19 protein-coding genes are annotated in these 17,809 nt (G+C 67.3%); 8 read left to right on the top strand and 11 right to left on the bottom strand.

The window, feature by feature from the left end; translation table 11 throughout:
* Positions 1-104: 104 nt before the first annotated feature.
* The 4 genes from EV191_RS13745 to EV191_RS13730 form a co-directional block, all read right to left on the bottom strand.
* Positions 105-1,088, bottom strand: a complete 984-nt coding sequence (locus EV191_RS13745) for a Ppx/GppA phosphatase family protein (protein WP_132877439.1) — start codon at positions 1,086-1,088, stop codon at positions 105-107.
* A gap of 97 nt (positions 1,089-1,185) precedes the next feature.
* Entirely contained in the window at positions 1,186-1,875 is a 690-nt protein-coding gene (locus EV191_RS13740; RefSeq protein ID WP_132877438.1) for a response regulator transcription factor, read from the bottom strand.
* A complete protein-coding gene (locus EV191_RS13735) occupies positions 1,872-3,089 on the bottom strand; it encodes a sensor histidine kinase (RefSeq protein ID WP_279388429.1) in 1,218 nt (405 codons plus the stop codon). Before EV191_RS13735 ends, EV191_RS13740 begins: the two co-directional genes overlap by 4 nt.
* 151 nt (positions 3,090-3,240) lie before the next feature.
* The gene (locus tag EV191_RS13730) at positions 3,241-4,116 is read right to left on the bottom strand and encodes an oxidoreductase (protein WP_132877436.1); all 876 of its coding nucleotides are present in this window, start codon (positions 4,114-4,116) and stop codon (positions 3,241-3,243) included.
* A gap of 102 nt (positions 4,117-4,218) precedes the next feature.
* On the opposite strand from EV191_RS13730, the gene EV191_RS13725 reads away from it, so the two are divergent.
* Positions 4,219-4,857 (top strand): helix-turn-helix transcriptional regulator, encoded by a 639-nt coding sequence (locus EV191_RS13725; protein ID WP_132877435.1) that lies wholly within the window; start codon positions 4,219-4,221, stop codon positions 4,855-4,857.
* Between the two features lie 62 nt (positions 4,858-4,919).
* Here EV191_RS13725 and EV191_RS13720 read toward each other — a convergent pair whose 3' ends face one another.
* From EV191_RS13720 to EV191_RS13690, 7 genes are all read right to left on the bottom strand, one after another.
* Positions 4,920-5,678, bottom strand: a complete 759-nt coding sequence (locus EV191_RS13720; RefSeq protein WP_132877434.1) for a phosphoglyceromutase — start codon at positions 5,676-5,678, stop codon at positions 4,920-4,922.
* A 466-nt stretch (positions 5,679-6,144) separates the two neighbouring features.
* The gene (locus tag EV191_RS13715) at positions 6,145-7,050 is read right to left on the bottom strand and encodes a DUF4349 domain-containing protein (protein ID WP_132877433.1); all 906 of its coding nucleotides are present in this window, start codon (positions 7,048-7,050) and stop codon (positions 6,145-6,147) included.
* Between the two features lie 91 nt (positions 7,051-7,141).
* Entirely contained in the window at positions 7,142-7,669 is a 528-nt protein-coding gene (locus tag EV191_RS13710) for a type III secretion system chaperone family protein (RefSeq protein ID WP_132877432.1), read from the bottom strand.
* The gene (gene mshA, locus EV191_RS13705; RefSeq protein ID WP_243658953.1) at positions 7,666-8,955 is read right to left on the bottom strand and encodes a D-inositol-3-phosphate glycosyltransferase; all 1,290 of its coding nucleotides are present in this window, start codon (positions 8,953-8,955) and stop codon (positions 7,666-7,668) included. Before mshA ends, EV191_RS13710 begins: the two co-directional genes overlap by 4 nt.
* Positions 8,956-8,992: 37 nt before the next feature.
* Positions 8,993-9,844, bottom strand: coding sequence for an alpha/beta fold hydrolase (locus EV191_RS13700; protein WP_243658952.1), 852 nt, complete (start codon positions 9,842-9,844; stop codon positions 8,993-8,995).
* 81 nt (positions 9,845-9,925) lie between these two features.
* Complete coding sequence (locus tag EV191_RS13695; RefSeq protein ID WP_132877694.1) at positions 9,926-11,056, bottom strand: L,D-transpeptidase; 1,131 nt, start codon at positions 11,054-11,056, stop codon at positions 9,926-9,928.
* 132 nt (positions 11,057-11,188) lie between these two features.
* Positions 11,189-12,262 (bottom strand): UDP-N-acetylmuramate dehydrogenase, encoded by a 1,074-nt coding sequence (locus EV191_RS13690; RefSeq protein ID WP_243658951.1) that lies wholly within the window; start codon positions 12,260-12,262, stop codon positions 11,189-11,191.
* Positions 12,263-12,287: 25 nt separating this feature from the next.
* On the opposite strand from EV191_RS13690, the gene EV191_RS13685 reads away from it, so the two are divergent.
* The 7 genes from EV191_RS13685 to purU all read left to right on the top strand — a co-directional run bounded on the left by EV191_RS13685 (position 12,288) and on the right by purU (position 17,777).
* Positions 12,288-12,779 (top strand): DUF2505 domain-containing protein, encoded by a 492-nt coding sequence (locus tag EV191_RS13685; RefSeq protein WP_132877428.1) that lies wholly within the window; start codon positions 12,288-12,290, stop codon positions 12,777-12,779.
* 5 nt (positions 12,780-12,784) lie between these two features.
* Positions 12,785-13,597 carry a class I SAM-dependent methyltransferase gene (locus tag EV191_RS13680; RefSeq protein ID WP_132877427.1) on the top strand — a complete coding sequence of 271 codons (813 nt, stop codon included), beginning with the start codon at positions 12,785-12,787 and terminating at the stop codon, positions 13,595-13,597.
* 225 nt (positions 13,598-13,822) lie between these two features.
* Positions 13,823-14,596, top strand: a complete 774-nt coding sequence (locus EV191_RS13675; protein ID WP_243658950.1) for a GNAT family N-acetyltransferase — start codon at positions 13,823-13,825, stop codon at positions 14,594-14,596.
* Entirely contained in the window at positions 14,593-15,438 is an 846-nt protein-coding gene (locus EV191_RS13670) for a lysophospholipid acyltransferase family protein (RefSeq protein WP_243658949.1), read from the top strand. Before EV191_RS13675 ends, EV191_RS13670 begins: the two co-directional genes overlap by 4 nt.
* Positions 15,431-16,093, top strand: a complete 663-nt coding sequence (locus EV191_RS13665) for a DedA family protein (RefSeq protein ID WP_132877425.1) — start codon at positions 15,431-15,433, stop codon at positions 16,091-16,093. Before EV191_RS13670 ends, EV191_RS13665 begins: the two co-directional genes overlap by 8 nt.
* 11 nt (positions 16,094-16,104) lie before the next feature.
* Complete coding sequence (locus EV191_RS13660; protein WP_132877424.1) at positions 16,105-16,851, top strand: maleylpyruvate isomerase N-terminal domain-containing protein; 747 nt, start codon at positions 16,105-16,107, stop codon at positions 16,849-16,851.
* 38 nt (positions 16,852-16,889) lie between these two features.
* A complete protein-coding gene (purU, locus tag EV191_RS13655) occupies positions 16,890-17,777 on the top strand; it encodes a formyltetrahydrofolate deformylase (protein WP_132877423.1) in 888 nt (295 codons plus the stop codon).
* Positions 17,778-17,809: the final 32 nt, after the last annotated feature.

Below are 17,809 nucleotides of genomic sequence, written 5' to 3'. Positions count from 1 at the left end.
CTTCCACCGTGCCCCGTAGTGGCCAGTCCGTCCAGTGTTGCACCGGTCGGAATCGCCGAGGCGTGCTTCTACCGCGTTGAGCGGGGTTCTACTTTGGCTGGCATTCATCTTCCGGAGCGTCCACCGATCGAACCCAATCGGCCCGAAGCTGCCTGCTCCGAACCGTTCGTGTGGTCCAAGCGTCGCAGAATCACACCTTCGCGCAACGCCCAGGGGCAAATCTCCAGTTCCGTCCGTGACAACGCTCGCATTGTCGCCTGCGCCACCAGTGCCCCCGCAACAAGCTGGTGCGCCCTACTCGCGCTCACCCCTTCCAGCTCCGCGAGATCGGCCGCGGTCATCCGGGAAATGAACGCGATCAACTGACGCAGTGCTACATCGGTGAGCACACGCCGCACCCGCGGTCCCGCGGAAGACGGCGCGGCGCCGGTAAGCCTCGCCAGCGAGCGAAACGTCTTCGAGGTGGCGACCACCCGATCCGGTTCGCCCAGTTTGGCGATCTTGCGTGCCACCGGTGCCAATTGCTCATCTAACCACGCCGACGTTGCGACCAGCTCCGCCCTGGTCGGCGGATCGTGCTCGAACCGGGTGCGGGTCACTCGGCCGGCACCGAGCGGCACGGATTCGGCCAGGTCCGGCTCCTCATCGATACCGGCGGCGAGTTCCAGCGAGCCGCCACCGATATCGGCAACCAGCAGCCGCCCTGCCGACCAACCGAACCAGCGTCGTACCGCGAGAAACGTGAGTCGCGCTTCGTCCGCGCCGGAAAGCACCTGGAGATCAACACCGGTCTCGGCGCGCACCCTGCCGAGCACGTCGGTCACATTGCTGGCTTCCCGGACGGCGGAGGTAGCGAAGGCCATCGTCTCCTCGCAGCCCTGCCGCGCGGCGGCTGCCTTGGCCTCGGATACCGCTTGGACGAGCCGGTCCGCGCCGCGTCCGCGCAGTTTGCCTTCGGCGTTGATGTCCTCGGTCAGCCGCAACACACTCTTCTCCGAGTGCATCGGGGTGGGATGTGCGCCGCGATGCGCGTCCACCACGAGCAGGTGCACGGTGTTGGATCCGACGTCGAGCACGCCAAGGCGCATGAGGCCCCACGGTACCGGTCCGCGCGGCACGACCCCGCCCGATGTGGCGCTGTTCATCCCCCGTTCGAGAGACCGGCGACGAACCGTATCCGCCTGGCTACGCCTCGAACTTGTAGCCGAGACCGCGAACGGTCACCAGATGCTGCGGCGATCCGGGGTCCGGTTCGATCTTCGCGCGGAGCCGTTTGACGTGCACATCGAGCGTTTTGGTGTCCCCAACGTAGTCGGCGCCCCACACCCGGTCGATCAGCTGCGCCCTGGTCAGTACCCGGCCGATATTGCGCAGCAGGTACTCCAGCAGCTCGAACTCCTTGAGCGGCAGAGAGACGTCGGTGGTGTCCACAGTGACCACATGCCGCTCGACGTCCATCCGCACCGGCCCGCCGGCCAGCACCCTCGGCCCTGCCTCGGCCTCGGCGGCCTGTTCCCCGCCCCTGCGTAACACCGCGCGCACCCTGGCGATCAGCTCGCGCGCGGAGTACGGCTTGGTGACGTAGTCATCGGCGCCGAGCTCGAGGCCAACGACCTTGTCGATCTCACTGTCCCGCGCGGTCACCATGATCACCGGCACCGCCGAACGAGTACGCAGTTGCTTGCACACGTCCGTGCCGCTCATTCCCGGCAACATCAGATCGAGCAGCACGATATCCGCGCCATTGCGATCGAACTCCTCCAACGCCTGCTGCCCGTTCACCGCGACGGCCGCGGTAAAACCCTCCTTGCGCAGCATGAATGCCAGTGGATCCGCGAACGACTCCTCGTCCTCGACGATCAGCACCCTGGTCACGTAGCTCCTCCATGGTCGGCTCGGAGCTGACCGACGTTGCGGTCGGCCAGTTCCGTGGTTTCGCCGGCCGGCATGGCTTGCCGCACCGGTAGTTGCTGCCCGTTCACTCGATGGCCGGGAATACGCAGCGTGAAGGTGGACCCGACGCCCGGCTCACTCCACAGCCGCACTTCGCCGCCGTGGTTGGCCGCGACATGCTTGACGATCGCCAGGCCGAGCCCGGTCCCGCCGGTAGCCCGGGACCGGGCTTTGTCCACCCGATAGAAGCGTTCGAACACGCGTTTCTGGACGTCTTCGGCGATGCCGATCCCCCGATCGGTAACCGCGATCTCGGCATAGCCGCCGACCAGTCGCCTGCTGATGGATACCGGGCTACCGGCCGGCGAGTAGGCGACCGCGTTCTCCAGCAGGTTGGAAAGCGCGGTGACCAGCAGCGTGCGGTCGCCGTCCACCAGCAGGCCGCTTGGTTCGTCGGCGGTCACGTTGATATCCGCGGATTCCGCGGTGAGTTCGACCCTGCCGAGCGCCTCGGTGACCACCGCGTCCACCTCGACGCTGTGCATCTCCGGCAGCCGTTCGGCGCCCTGCAACCTGGACAGCGCGATCAGCTCGGTGACGAGCGTGCCGAGCCTGGTCGACTCGCGCAGGATCTTCCCGCTGAATCTGCGCACCTCGTCCGGATCGTCCGCGCCGTCCTGTACCGCCTCGGCGAGCAGTGCGAGCGCGCCGACCGGGGTCTTCAGTTCATGGCTCACGTTCGCGACGAAATCCCGCCTGGTGGCCTCGAGCCGGACGGCTTCGGAGGTGTCCGCGGCGTCCACCACGGTGAACTTGTCGCCGAGCATGCGGACCTCGGCGAGTACGGCGGCCGGCTGCCGCCCCTTGGACTCGAGCGGCGCGAGGTCGATCTCCACCGGCTCCCCGGTCGCGGCGACCACCTCGGCGGCTTTCCTTGCCCGCTCGTCGGCCTGGTTGTTCCGCACCAGCCCGAGCTCTTCGGCCCGAGGGTTGTGCATAACGACATCGCCGAACTGGTTCAGCACCGCGATGCCGTTATGCGCCGACTGCACGATCCGGTGCAGCAGCTCGGCCACCGTCGGGCCGACCGGGCGACGGCGGGCGCGCGTGCGGCGCGATCGGGCGATGAGGAAGCCGAGCACCACGCCGGCAAGCAACGTGCCGACCGCGAGGGCGAGGCCACCGAACAAGCTCACACCCGAATCGTAAGCAGCAACCCACCCCACTGGCCTAGCCTGAAATGCCATTACGTGACCGCTGCGACATCAGTAAATGGGCTTGTTCCCCGCAGCGCCACCCACGCGCCAGCTTGAGTTCACCCGATCGTGTCCAACTGAGCAGAAGCAGTCAGCTCGTACCGCCGATCGAGGCCAGCTCGGTCATGTCCTGTTCGGACAACCGCAGGTTGCGGGCGGCCAGGTTCTGCTCGAGGTGCGCGGGATTCGCGGTCCCCGGGATGAGCAGGATCGAGGGCGAGCGGGCAAGCAACCAGGCGAGGGCGACCTGCGCCGGGCCGCAGCCGTGCCGGGCGGCCACCGTGCCGAGTACCTCATGGGAGAGCAGGCTCGGGTCGAACAGCCCACCGAGCGGGCAGAACGGCACGTATCCGATGCCCTGCTCGGCGCAACTGTCCACAAGTGGATCATCGGACCTGCTGGCGATGTTGTAGAGGTTCTGCACGCTCGCCACCGGGGCCACCCGCTGGGCCTCGGCAAGCACCGAGGCGGTGACATTGGACAACCCGAGGTGCCCGATCAGACCCTCCGCGCGCAGTTCGGCGAGCGCGGCGAAACTCTCCGCGACGGGGCCGTCCCACAGGCCATCCACCCCGCCCAAGCGCAGGTTCACCAGGCCGATGTGGTCGGTGCCAAGCTCGGTGAGGTTGCGCTGGACCTCCGCCCGAAGCTCGGTGGGCCCGGCGGGAGCGAGCGGTGTCACGCCATCGGTGTCGAACCGGGGGCCTACCTTGGTCGCCAACAGCAAATCGTCCGGATATGGGTGCAGCGCGGCACGGATGAGCTCGTTGGCGCGCACGCCCGCGCGAGCGTAGAACGCCGCGGTGTCGATGTGGTTCACGCCGAGATCGACTGTCTTGCGCAGCACCGCGATCGCGGTGTCCCTGTCCGGCTGCCGCCCAGCCGGCCAGGCGGGCAGGGACATCGAGCCGAACCCGATTCGCGCGATCGGACGGTCGGCACCAAGCTTGAAAAACGCATCACTCATCGTCATGACCTCCAGCCTGGCTGGCCGCCCGGCACGGCGCAGCGGTTGGCAGCATGTTGCCACCAGTTGCCGTGGTGACCAGCCCAGCCGCACACTCGAACGATGCGGACAACCGGAGATGTCTGGGTGGTGCACGGCGCGGAAGAACTCTTCGCCCGTGCCGGTCACCTGTTCGTCGGCACTACCGAGCTCGCTTGTGCGGCGAACGACCTCTACACCTGGGTAGCGACCCAGCCGCGGCACGTCCCGCCGGAGTTGCACCCACGGTCGATGCGCAAGCTGTACCGGCCGGGCGTACTACTCCAACCGTCCAGCACGCAACATCTGCGCACGGTCGCGGCGCGGGGCACCGCCGTACGGATCAGCCAGGACGACATCAACGAAACGATCATCCTGGACGACCGCGCGGTGATCCTCGCCGGAGCGGGGCACGGCGCAGACCGCAACTACAGCGTGATCACCCAACCCGACACCATTGCCGGGGTGCGCTCGCTGTTCGAGGCCGCCTGGCGAGCAAGCACCGAGCTGGCCGTCTGCGATGCGCAGCTGGCCGAGCTGCGCACGCTTGCCCCGCGCATCCTGGAACTGCTTGGCGCGGGGCACAAGGACGAGACCGCGGCGCGCAACCTTGGACTGAGCTTGCGCACCTACCGTCGACGCGTGGCCGATGTCATGCGCGCGCTCGGCGCTACCTCGCGGTTTCAGGCTGGCGTGCGCGCCCGCGAACTCGGCGTCCTCTGACCCCACCTGCCCGCAATCTTTAGGAATCTTGCGGTGACTGCGTGTGACCGCGTTCTTTAGGGTTAGCGGCCCTGGTTGGCTACGGCCTTGATGGCGTCCTCGGCCGCGGCCGGGTCGAGGTAGGTGCCGCCGACGTTGACCGGGCGCAACTGCTCGTCCAGGTCGTAGCGCAGCGGGATACCGGTCGGGATGTTCAGCCCGGCGATATCCGTATCGGACACCCCGTCCAGGTGTTTGACCAGCGCGCGCAGCGAATTGCCATGCGCGGCTACCAACACGTTCCGCCCAGCCCGCAGATCAGGCACGATCCGCGCTTCCCAGTACGGCAGCATGCGCTTGACCACGTCGGCGAGGCATTCGGTCAGCGGCGCGTCGTCACCAAGGTCGGCGTAGCGCGGATCGGCGTCCTGGCTGTACTCGCTGCCGCGCTCGATCGGTGGCGGCGGCGTGTCGAACGACCGACGCCAGGTCATGAACTGCTCTTCGCCGTACTCCGCGCGGATCTGCGCCTTGTTCTTGCCCTGCAGCGCGCCATAGTGCCGCTCGTTCAGCCGCCAGTCCCTGCGCACCTCGATCCAATGCCGATCGGCCTCGTCGAGCGCGAGATTGGCCGTGGCGATTGCCCTGCGCAGCAGGGACGTGTGCACGACATCGGGGAGCAGCCCCGCTTCCCGAAGGAGTACCCCGCCGCGGGTAGCCTCCGCTACGCCCTTGTCCGAAAGCGGGACATCGACCCAGCCAGTGAACAGGTTTTCCGCGTTCCAGACGCTCTCGCCATGCCGGAGCAGGATCAGCGCCCCCGGCGCGTTCGACTCAGCCATGGCAACAAGCCTGCCAGAGCGATGGACTAACGCTTGCAGGGGCGCCGCGCGTATTGAGATAGCCAACAACCGGACTAACCAGAAATCGAGTCACGTTTCACCGTATCACCTGGTCAGCCATCACCTGATCGCGCAGATGGCCCACTCTGCACTACCGAAATCGGATTTGCTGTGATTGATCTGTTACTTAACGGAGCGATTTTCACACAAACGAGTCGCCGTGTGCTCTTGTGGATACGGTGAGTTTCCTGCAAAGTTTGGTCAGCTCTGCAATAGACCGGATATCCACGCACTCCCCGGTCGTTGTAGGGCTTAAATCGCGGCTCGTCTCCCCTGCCGAGCCGCGACCCGCCGGGCACCTGAGGAACCCCCCGCCGAAGGAGCCGCCAATAGCGGGTTTGGTGTGCGGGGCGGCTCGAGTTTCGCGACTCCCCCCTCCCTCGAGCCGTCCCGCTGCCATAGTCAACTAATCCGAGGCCTCCGCCGGAGCCTGCTGCCCAGCCCGCCGACGCCGCGGCGCCAGGATCACCCGCCAGGCGACTACCGCCGGCACCCCGATCAACAGCAGGAATGGCAGCGCGGCACCCAATCCGGTTGCGGCAGCACCGAGCGCTCCGGTAAATGCCCGCCAGCCACCCGCGAGCCCACCGAGAAAGCCTGCGTCGTCCTCGTCCGCCGGCACATCGGTGCCGCGCACGGTGAGATGCACTGTCGACAACGAAACCTGGCCGGACAGTTCCTGCTGCCGGCTGAGCATCGACTCCAGCTCGGCTTCCCTACTGGTCAGCTCGCTTTCCACGGAAACGACCTCGGATACCGACTCCGCGCGCTCCAGCAGCTCCCGCACCCGCTGTACGCTGGCGCGCTGCGTGGCCACCCTGCTACGCAGATCGACAACCTCTTCGGTCACGTCTTCCGTGCGCACCCGTTTGCTGTCTACCTTGCCGACCCGCCCCAGCTGGCCGAGCACGTCATCCAGCTCTTCGGCCGGCACCCGCAGGGTTAGCCGCGCACTGTCCCGCGACGAGGACTCCTCGCTCACATAGCCATCGGCCTCGCTGGTGATGTCCTGCGCGTGCCGCACCACACTGCCCACGTTCGAGCTGGTCAGGTCCAGGTTCGCGGTCCGGACCAGCTGCCGGTCCGGCTGGGGGATAGCGATCGATCCACCCTCCTCCCGGTCACCGCCGTCCGCACCGCGATCAGTCTCGGCCGAGGACTCCGCACGGCTTCCGGTCTGCGGAGCTGACCCGCGCTGTTCCATCGCACCGGAATCGGCTTGTTGCCCGGTGGCGGCCTCATCCGAGGCCGTGGAGCACCCGACAAGCGCCCCCAACAACCCGGTGACCAGCGCCAGCTTCAGGACTCGCATCGAATATCCCCTCTACCGCGCGAGCACGCGGTGCTACCCGTCTCTTCCGGCTATCACTCGAAAGACGGACGGAGGGAGCTATTCGGTTGGATCACGAATCGGCAACACCGGGGCCGTCATCGTTTCTCGGCCGCACCAGATGCCGGAAAGGTTGCAGGTTTGCCAAGGATTCCCCGCGCGAAACTCGCCAGTCCCACTCCCGTTTGATCGAACCGGCGAAGCCAATCTCCAGCAGCGTGTTGAAATCGCCGTCGGCCGACTCGAGCACCTGACCGAGTAGCCGGTCGAGTTCGTCCGGGCGGATCGCGGCGTGCGGCAGCCGACCCAGCAGGTAGATATCCCCAACTTCATCGACCGTGTAGTGCACGCCGTACAGCTTTGCGTTGCGCCGCAACAGAAACCGGTAGACATCTTCGTGTGCCTCGTCCGGCCGCCGGCATACGAACGCCTCGATCACGAAGGCATGCCTGCTGACGATCAGCCAGCAGTTCGTGCGCAGTTTCTTGGTTCCGGGCAGCGTAACGAAAAACCGCCCGGTCTCCGGGTTCTCGTAGGCAAGCTCGCGTTCGTCCAGAGTGGACCGGATGGTCGCGTCAAGCTCCTCGATATGCGGGCTCATACCGCGATCCCCGCCCGCGCCGAGCCACGGCCAAACCGGCGGGCCGCCCTGGTGTATGCCTCGAGCAGCGCATCGGTGGTGCGCTCCCAGGAAAACCGCGCGGCATGGCCAGCGGCGTTCGCGACGAACCGCGGCCGATGTTCGATCACCCGCCGCAACGCGCTCGCCCAGCGCGCCGGCTCATGCCCGGAAACAAGCAGACCCGAGGTGCCATCGGCCACCGCGACCGGCAACCCGCCCACATCGGCGGCGACCACCGGTGTCGCGCAGGCCTGCGCCTCGAGCGCGACCAGCCCGAACGACTCGTTGTGACTGGGCACCGCGATCACGTCGGCCGCGCGATAGACGTGCGCCAGTTGCTCACTCGACTGGGGCGGCAGGAACGAGACCACATCCTGGATACCCAGTTTGGCGGCAAGCTCCTGCAAGTTGGTCGGCTGCGCGAGGCCCGAACCCGATGGGCCACCGACCACCAGGACCCGTAGTTTCGCCCGGTCCACGCCGCCCCCGGCGAGTAACTCAGCGGCCGCGCGCAGCAACACATCGGGTGCCTTCAACGGCTGAATCCGACCGACGAACCCGAGCACCACCGCATCGGCAGGTAAGCCAAGTTCCGCGCGGGATTCGGCACGCGAACCCGGCGTATACCGCTCGAGATCCACCCCTGGCCGCACCACATCGACCTGCTCGGTGCCCGCGCCGTACAACTCGATCAACTGCTCGGCCTCCACCGGAGTATTCGCGGTCAACCGCGCGGCCTCGTCGACGATCTGCTGCTCGCCAAGCTCACGCAACCGCGGCTCCGGGGTGTCCCCCTCGGCCAGCGCGGCGTTCTTCACCCGCGCAAGCGTATGCGCGGTATGCACCAGCGGCACGCCCCAACGTTCACTGGCCAGCCAACCGACCTGTCCGGAAAGCCAGTAATGCGAGTGCACCAGGTCGTAGTAGCCGGGCTCGTGCCGCGCTTCGGCGCGCTGCACGCCAGCGGCGAAGGCGCAGAGCAGGCCGGGCAGCTCGGCACGCCCAAGCCCCTCGAACGGTCCGGCTTGCACATGCCGCACCAGCACACCGGGCGCCAGTTCCTGCACCGGCGGTTGCTCCGAGGAGGTTGCCCTGGTGAACACCTCGACGCTGGTGCCCCGCGCGGCAAGCCGGCGTGCCGTCTGCGAGATGTACACGTTCATCCCGCCGGCATCGCCGGTACCTGGTTGTTCGAGCGGTGAGGTGTGCAGCGAGAGCACTGCCACGCGTCGCGGTTGGTACAGCGGCACCGGACGATCGCGCACGACGCGCACCACCCTTTCTGCAGGTTTCACACCCAGCTCAGCTCGGGTCGGCCGCGAACGCGGCGAGTGCATCGTTGAACTCCCGCACGCGTTCCGCGAACGGCAGATGACCCACGCCTTCGAACCAACGCGCCCGGGCACCCGAAATCTTCCCGAGGGCGTACTCCGCCGCCCGCGGATCGACCACGGCGTCCTCGGTGCCATGCAGCACGAGCGTCGGTACGGCCACCTCGGCAAGCACATCCGCGCTGTCCACCGCACGGTCGAACAGCGCCGCACGCACCTCGGGACGCACCCGCAGGCTGGCGGCCAGCATCCGCTGTAGCCGTGCACCGGGCAGCGGGCTCGCGGGCATCGCGGTGATCAGAGCGTGCAGTGCGGGCACGGCCACCGCCGGATCGGCATCCAGTACCGCGGGCAGCGCTGCCCGCATCGCTGCGCCAACCCGCCCGCCGGGGCGCCCGCGGCCTATCTCGGTCAGCGCGCCGGCCAACACCAGCCCCGCGATGTCCGCGTTCCCGAACGCCCGCACGTAATCGGTGAGCACCAGGCCACCGAAGGACCAGCCGACGAGTACCGAGGGCGTGCCGACCTCGGCAAGCACCGCGCGGATATCACCAGCCCAGGTCGCCGAATCGCGGTAGCCATCGGTTGGTACGGCCGATTCACCGTGCCCGCGCAACTCGACCGCGAGCACTCGATGCCGGCTGGTCAGCACCGGGTCCATCAGCTGATCCAGCCAGACGGCGGCGTCCTGTGCCCAGCCGTGCACCAACACGATTGGTGGCGCGGCGGCAGCGATCGGCTCAGCCGGCGCTGCCTCGCGGACGGCAAGCCGCGTGCCGTCCGCACTCGTGATGTAGCGCAGCGTCAACCCATTCGATGGCAAGCTGTGCATCCTCCCGCGCGCCGGCACCATGTCGGTCTACTCCGCCCGCTCCGCTGATCACCTCGATCGCGGCCGGTCGGCTTACAACTCCGACATCGTCTGCCATTGCTCCCACGGGATCAACCAGTCGTACACCTCGTACTTGGCTTCCATCGTCGTCTGCGAGCCGGTGACCTCGACAGGATCACCAATCAACGCGCCGTGGAAGTACTCGTTCGCGTCTGCTTCGAACAGGTTCACGCAGCCATGCGAGGTGTTCGCGACGCCGATATTCGCCGCGTTCTCCTCGTTCTCGTGAATGAACTCACCGTGATTGGAGAACCGGACGGCCCACTTCTTCATGACGTCGGTGTAGCCGTACTGCGGATTGGAGAAGTTTCCGACCTCTTCCTTGGCCATCACGATAAATGTGCCGTTCGGGGTGTTCAGGTTCGGATCGGCGTCCTTGCCATTGCTCGCCGGATAGCTGGTGACCTGGTTGCCGTCCTCGAAGACCTTCATCTCGTGGTCCGGGGTGTTGATTTTCACCACCTGGTTGCGGCCGATCTCGAACTTGGTGGTCACATCGGTCTTGCCGTAGGCGCCGCCGCCGTAGTTCACGCCATACAACTTGGCGGACACGTTCACCTTGGTGTGCTCCGGCCAGTACTCCTTCGGCCGCCAGTCAACCTGCTGGTCGTGCAGCCATGCCCAGGAGCCCTCGACATCGTTGGAGGTCTCCACCGTCAGTGCCTTCTCCGCGGCCGCCTTGTCCTCAATCGGCTGCTCGAACTTCACGCTGATCGGCATCGCGACTCCGACGGTCTGATCGTCGGTGGGATTCAGTGTCGCGCGTACCACGCTGGACGGCTCGATCGTGCTGAAGCTGCCCTCCAGCGGCACGGCCTTACCGTCGTTGCCCTTGGCCTTCGCGGTGTACTCGTAGGTCGTGCCGTAGCCCAGTGGTTCGGAACTGGTCCAGCTGGCCTTGTCCGCGGCGAGCTCGCCCTCGACCTCCTTGCCCTGCTCGTTGGTCAGTTTCGCCTCGGTGAGTTCGCCCTGCTTGGCCTGGATCGTGATCGGCTCGCGAACGGGCACGTCCTTGGCCTTGGCCTCGACACTGGCGCTGACCTTGGCCACCGGCGGCGCATCCTGTTCCGCCCCGCCTTCGGCGCCGGTGGAACAGGCGGCCAGCCCAACGACCGCGAGCAGCGCCAGCGCCGTGCCGGCCATCCGAGTACGACTTCTCCGCACCGGGTACCTCCGCGTTGTTTCCCCATCCACTCGTCCTCCGATGGACGTGTGGCGCGGGCCGAGGTTGGCCCGCTTCCCCGGCAACGACGGTACTCCTCGACGCGCGGTGCTCTACAGTGCACAGCCAATGAGCAGCGGTTCTGGCCGCAAAACCACCCCAAACGCGGCGAACACGCCATCCCGCACCTCACCGGCGAGGGTGAGCAGATCCGCCGTGCGCGCCGTCCCCCTGTTGGTCAGCGCCAGGGTGTGCTTTGTAGACAGCGAAACCCTGCCGCCCGGCCCGGGATAACCCTTGCCGAAGCCGGCGCGTTCGATCAGCCAGGCCGCGGACAGCTTCGCGCCGCCATCCGCCGGCCAGCGCGGCACCGTTGTCTCGGCACCGACCGCGCCGGCAATCCGCTCGAGCACCCCGGCCAGTTCCGCATCCGGCACGATCGGGTTGGTGAAAAACGAACCCGCGCTCCAGGTGTCCTGATCGGCGGGGTCGAGCACCATGCCCTTGCTCCGGCGCAGGCCAAGTACGGCTTCCCTGGCACGTTCGGCCGGCACCCGCGCACCAGGCGAGACACCGAGCGTACGAGCCAGTTCGGCGTACTGGATCGGCGCGGACTGGCCGTCCGTGGCTATCCGCAGCCGTACCCGCAGGACCACCGCCCGGTCGGTGCCCTTGAGCACACTCGTCCGGTACGCGAGGCCGAGTTCGGCCGCCGGCACGGTGCGCAGCTCGCCGCTCGCACGCTCGAGCAAATCGACCGAATGCAGGCTGCTGGATACCTCCACCCCATAGGCGCCCACGTTCTGCACCGGAGTGGCCCCGACGAGTCCGGGAATGCCGGCAAGGCATTCCAGCCCGCCATAGCCATCCGCGACGAGCGCGGCAACCAGCTCGTCCCAGTCCTGGCCGGCCTCCGCGGTGAGCAGGTCGCCTTCGATGGACCAGCCGCGGTTGGCGATGCGGACCACCGTGCCGGGGAAACCCTCGTCGGCGATCACCAGATTGGAGCCACCGCCGAGCAGCAGCAGCGCATCGCCGGCCGCGTCCGCCGCGCGCACCGCGTGCACCAGCTCGTCGGCGCTTGCCGCGGATACGAACCGGGCGGCTGGACCACCCAATCGTAACGTCGTGTAGTCGCGCAGTTCCTGCTCGGCGCGTACCTCGGTACCTGTCCCAGCGCTGGTCACAACCGCTAACGGTAACCTCACCGCTATGGCATCCCGCATCGAGCATCGGACGCGGCTGGATCAGTCGCCTTCGGTGGTGTTTTCCGTACTTACCGCCGAGGATTACCTCAAAGCGCGGCTGACCGCGCTTGGCGGGGACAACGCCGCCCTGCTCGAATACGACGACTCGGGTAACTATCACATCCGGCATGGGGTGCCGGCGGAGAAGCTGCCCTCGGCGGCCCGCTCGCTACTCGGCGGCGATCTGGTTGTGGACCGCAAGGAACGCTGGATCAGTGGCGCCGAGCAGTATGCGAACACGATTGAGGCGTCCATCCCCGGCATGCCGGGTGAGATTCACGCCAGGATGCGCCTGCGCGGGCATGCATCGGGCAGCGAGCTGGACACCGAGGGCGAAGTGAAGGTGGGTATCCCGATCGTCGGCGCCAAGCTGGAGCGCACGGTCGCCGAGCAGGTCACCAGGCTGCTGATCGCGGAGCTCGAATTCACCGAGAAGTGGCTGAACAGCGCGAGTTGACCTGAGTGGCCCGTACCCCGCGACTGGCCGCTGGTCGCGCGCGAGCCCTTGGCTTGCCGACCCGCGGCACGACGAATCCGAACCGGCTGCGCCGCGTGGATCGCTGGTTGACCGGCAACCGCACGGTGCTTGCCGCGCTCCGCGCCGAACCTTCGCCGCTGGTCGTCGACCTCGGCTATGGGTCGAGCCCGGTCACCACGGTCGAGCTGGCTGACCGGCTTGGCAAGATACAGCCCGCCGCGCGCTTCCTCGGACTGGAACTGGACGCCGAGCGCGTGGCGGCCGCGAAGTCGTCAGCACGGCCGCCGTGGCTGGATTTTCGGCGGGGCGGCTTCGAACTTGCCGGCGCTCGGCCGATGCTGCTGCGCGCGTTCAACGTGCTCCGGCAGTACTCCGAGGAAGATGGTGCGCGCGCCTGGGCAACCATGCGGGATCGGCTGGCGCCGGGTGGTCTGCTTGTCGAGGGCACCTGTGACGAGCTAGGCAGGCGCTGCGCCTGGGTGTTGCTCGACCAGTCCGGCCCCAAAGAGTTCACGATCTCCTGCCGGCCGGACGATCTCGACCAACCGTCCGATGTAGCCGAGCGACTGCCGAAATGTCTGATTCATCGGAATACTCCCGGTGAACGGGTGCACGAGCTGCTGTCCGCATTGGATACCTGCTGGGCGCATGCGGCGAACCAGTTGCCGTATGGACCGCGCGCCCGCTGGGTGGAAGCCGTGCGGTTACTCGCCGAGCGGGGCTGGCCGGTCCTTGGCGATCGACGCCGCTGGCGGCTCGGTGAACTGACCGTCAGCTGGTCCAGCGTCGCGCCCTGACCGCGCGGCTCGGGGAGATCCTTTAACGGCTGCACATTGTTCCATGCGGGGCTTCCCTGAGTTTTCCCCGACATAGCGGCTATTCGCTAGCGTCGCTACCAGGCGAGTGCCAGTCTGCTAATTGACCTTGATTTGGGCGGGGTGCCCGAGCGGCCACTCGAACACCCCGCGAAGGAAGACAGCAGTGCATGCGCACTCCCAACCGTGAAGCAAGGAGACAACACCGTGTCTTCTCCGCAAACAATACCCGCAGAAAGCCAGCGCCTGACCGATCCGACCGAGGAGTACCAGATCCGCCTCGCGGCAAGCGCGGCTGAGATCCACGCGGTACAGCGGCTGCGCTACGAGGTGTTCCGGCGCGACTTTGGCGCCACCATCCGCTCCGAGTCTGGTGTGGACGTCGACGAGTTCGATGCTTACTGCGACCATCTGATCGTCTGGCACATCCCGACGGACACCGCGGTCGGCACCTATCGCCTGCTACCGCCCGGCCGGACGGCGCGGCTCTACTCGGCGGACGAGTTCGAGCTGTCCGCACTGGACCGGATCCGCCCGGACTTGGTGGAAGCCGGGCGTTCCTGCGTCCATCCCGAGCACCGCGACGGTGCCGTCATTAGTCTGTTGTGGACAGAACTGGCCAGGTACATGGCACGTACCGGGTACCGCTACCTGGCTGGTTGCGCCTCGGCCTCGCTCGCCGACGGGGGCACGATGGCGAGCGCGACCTGGCGGATGGCCGAGGCCAAACACCGTGCCACGGAAGGATTCACCGTTACGCCCTACCGGCCATGGCAGCCGGCCACCGCGCTGGCGTCGCACCAGCGGCCGAGTTATGGCCAGCTGCCACCGCTGGTGCGCGGTTACCTTCGACTCGGTGCGGCGGTATGTGGCCCACCGGCCTACGATCCGGATTTCCACGTCGCGGATTTCTTCGTGCTGCTCGACATGCACCGGATTCCGGAACGCTATCTGCGCTACTTCCTCGGCGGTGCCAGGTGACCAGCTGGGAGCCGTACTCACCATGCGAACCGGCATGCGCGCGGCACCGGCTGCCACCAGTCTCCGCCAGCCGTGCGGTTACCCGATGGCTCGCGCTCACCGGCATTCTGGCGATCGGGTGCCTCCTCGCGCCATGCCTGGCCGTGCTCAGCACGCGGCGCAGGGATCGCCTGGTGCGCTGGTGGGCCTGCGCCGTATTACGTGCCAGCGGGGTGCGCCTAAGGATCACTGGGGACCCCGGCCGCTCGCTGAGCTCCGCGCGACACCGCGGCACCCTGCTGGTCGCCAACCACATCTCCTGGCTGGATATCTGCGTACTGCTGGCCATCGAGCCCGCGACGTTCCTCGCCAAACGGGAGGTGCGTGACTGGCCGGTGCTCGGCTTGCTCGCCACGCGTGCCGGAACCTTCTTCCATCACCGGGGCCGGCTGCGCGAGCTGCCGGAAACCGTGGCTCGGCTGGCCGATACGTTGCGCTCCGGTCGATCCGTCGTGGTTTTCCCTGAGGGCACGACCTGGTGTCGCGCGCCAGGTGGCACGTTCCGGCGGGCACCATTTCAGGCCGCGATCGACGCCGGCGCCCCGGTGCGTCCGCTGTCGATTGGCTATGCCCAGGCCGGCGAACCGAGTACGGTTACCGCCTTCGTCGGGGATGACACGCTGGTGAATTCGCTGCGTCGAGTACTGCGGGCCAGGGATGTCACCGTCGAACTGCGGGTACATCCGGCACTGCACGGCACCGCGCACACCGACCGGCGCCAGCTCGCCGCCCGGGCACAGCTCACCTGCCTACCTTCGCTGACACTCGGCGCGCCAGCCGCTAGCGAGGTGGCGCATGCCTGATCTGTTGCACGATCTCACCGCACAGCTGGCCGGCATGCTCGATTCGCCGTGGCTGTGGGTGGTGGTGTTCCTGGTTTCCGGGCTGGACGCGCTGCTGCCCTTCATGCCGAGTGAATCGACCATCATCGCCGTTGGCGTGTTCGCTTTTGGCGATCCAGCCATGCTGGTGCTGTTGATCGGGGTGGGCGCGGTTGGCGCGTTCGCCGGGGACTGCCTCGGCTATCTGATCGGCAGGATGGCTGGCCCTCGAGTCCTCAGGGGACTACAACGTTGGCATCGCGGCCAGCGCACCCAGCAGTGGGCAACCAACCAGTTCGCGCACCGTGGCCCGCTGCTGGTGGCAACCAGTAGGTATGTACCGGGTGCGCGGGTGACAACCATGCTCACCGCGGGGATCCTGCGTTACCCGGTTCGCAGGTTCCTGCTCGCGGATGCCGCCGGTGTCACTATCTGGGCCGCCTATGCCGCGCTGATCGGCTATCTGGGCGGCGCGGCCTTCGCCGACCATCCGCTTTACGGGATCATCCTGGGCCTCGCTGTCGGTTTGCTGATCGCGCTGCTCATCGAACTTGGCAGGTGGCTACTCGCCCGCAGGGCAGCCGGCCGCTCGGCGACCAGGACCGAGACGGCGAAAACGGCTGGCCTGCCCCGGTAAGGTCGCTGACGATGGAACACCGGCAATTCCTTGGCGCGATACGCGAACACTGCGCCGGCCTGCGCGCCGCCGCCATCGCGGCAGGGCCGGGTGCACCGGTACCCACGTGTCCTCGATGGACAGTCAGCAGGCTCGTCCAGCACCTCGCCAGGGTGCAGGACTGGGTGGTTGGCGCGGTGGAGTACCCGGCTGGGCCGGTACCGGAGGCCGCCACCGCGCCTGGCGAATGGGGCGAGCTGCTGGACTGGTGGGACGACCGGCTGGCCAGGATGCTCGACGCGCTCGCGGAGCCAACCAACCCGGCCTGGTTTCCGTTCGCCAGTTATGCCCCGACGGCGGCCGGTTGGGCTCGCCGGCAGGCGCACGAGGCGGCGATCCACCGGCTGGATGCCGAACATGCGGCGCGCGGCAGCGCCGAGCCCGGCGAGGCACCTGCCATATTGGTTGGTCCCGAGTTCGCGCTGGACGGGGTCGAGGAGTTGCTTGGTTTCCTGCTGCCGGACACCGCCGACTGGTCTGGCAGCACGGCATCCGGCTCAGTGCTGGTCCATGCCACGGATGCCGGTAAGGCCTGGCTGGTCCGCTTGATCGCTGGCCAACCGCTCGAGCTTGATCGGTTGGCTGGGGGGCCGGCCGCGCATCCGGATGCCACCGTGGCTGGTTCTGCCGATGCGATCTACCGAGCGCTGTGGGGGCGCCCGAGCACCGCGTTGCGCTCCGGGAACACCGCACTGCTCAACGCGATGTCCGCGCCCTGACACCAGCGCATGCGGGACATTCGTGGCAGGCTGTGTCCGTGCCAAGCCAAGAACGCCGCTATGTGATCACTTTTGGTTGCCCGGACCGGACCGGCATCGTCGCCGCGATCTCCAGCTTCCTGGCCGATGCGGGCGGCTGGATCGTGGAAGCCGCTTATCACACCGACCCGGACACCAACTGGTTCTTCACTCGCCAGGTGGTCCGCGCCGATTCCGTTTCCTACGATCTGCCGGCACTACGCACGGCCTTCGCCGACGTCGCCGCGCGATTCGCCGGCCCGGACGGCAGCCAGCCAGCCTGGCGAATCGCCGACACCGGGCAACGCAGGCGGGTCGTGCTCGCGGTGTCCAAGGAGCCGCACTGCCTCTACGACATCCTTGGCAGGGTCGCGGCCGGCGAGCTGGACGTGGACGTGCGCGCGGTGATCGGCAATCATGCCGAGCTTGGCCCGATCACCGAGGCGCATGGCATCCCGTTTCACCATGTGCCGTTTCCCGCTGGCTCCCCACAGGCCAAGGCGAGCGCTTTCGAGCGGATGCGCGAACTGGTCGATGAACACGATCCGCATGCGGTGGTGCTGGCGAGGTTCATGCAGGTACTCCCGCCGGAGCTATGCGCGCACTGGGCTGGGCGGGCGTTGAACATCCACCACAGCTTCCTGCCCTCGTTCATGGGTGCGCGGCCGTACCACCAGGCGCATCTGCGCGGGGTGAAGCTGATCGGCGCGACCTGCCACTACGTGACGGCGGATCTGGATGCCGGGCCGATCGTCGAGCAGGACGTCATCCGCGTCGCACACGGCGACACCGTGCCGGACATGGTCCGCAAGGGACGCGACATCGAGAAGATCGTGCTCGCCCGCGGGCTCCGCTGGCACCTGGAAAACCGGGTGCTCGTACACGGCAACCGCACAGTCATCTTCTGAACCGCGCTAACCTGAAAGAACGCGGTCACAGA

Origin of the sequence: Tamaricihabitans halophyticus, assembly GCF_004340875.1 — a bacterium.
GTDB lineage: Bacteria > Actinomycetota > Actinomycetes > Mycobacteriales > Pseudonocardiaceae > Tamaricihabitans > Tamaricihabitans halophyticus.
Note: the sequence above shows the minus strand (reverse complement) of the source record. Positions and strands in the feature narration are given on the sequence as shown.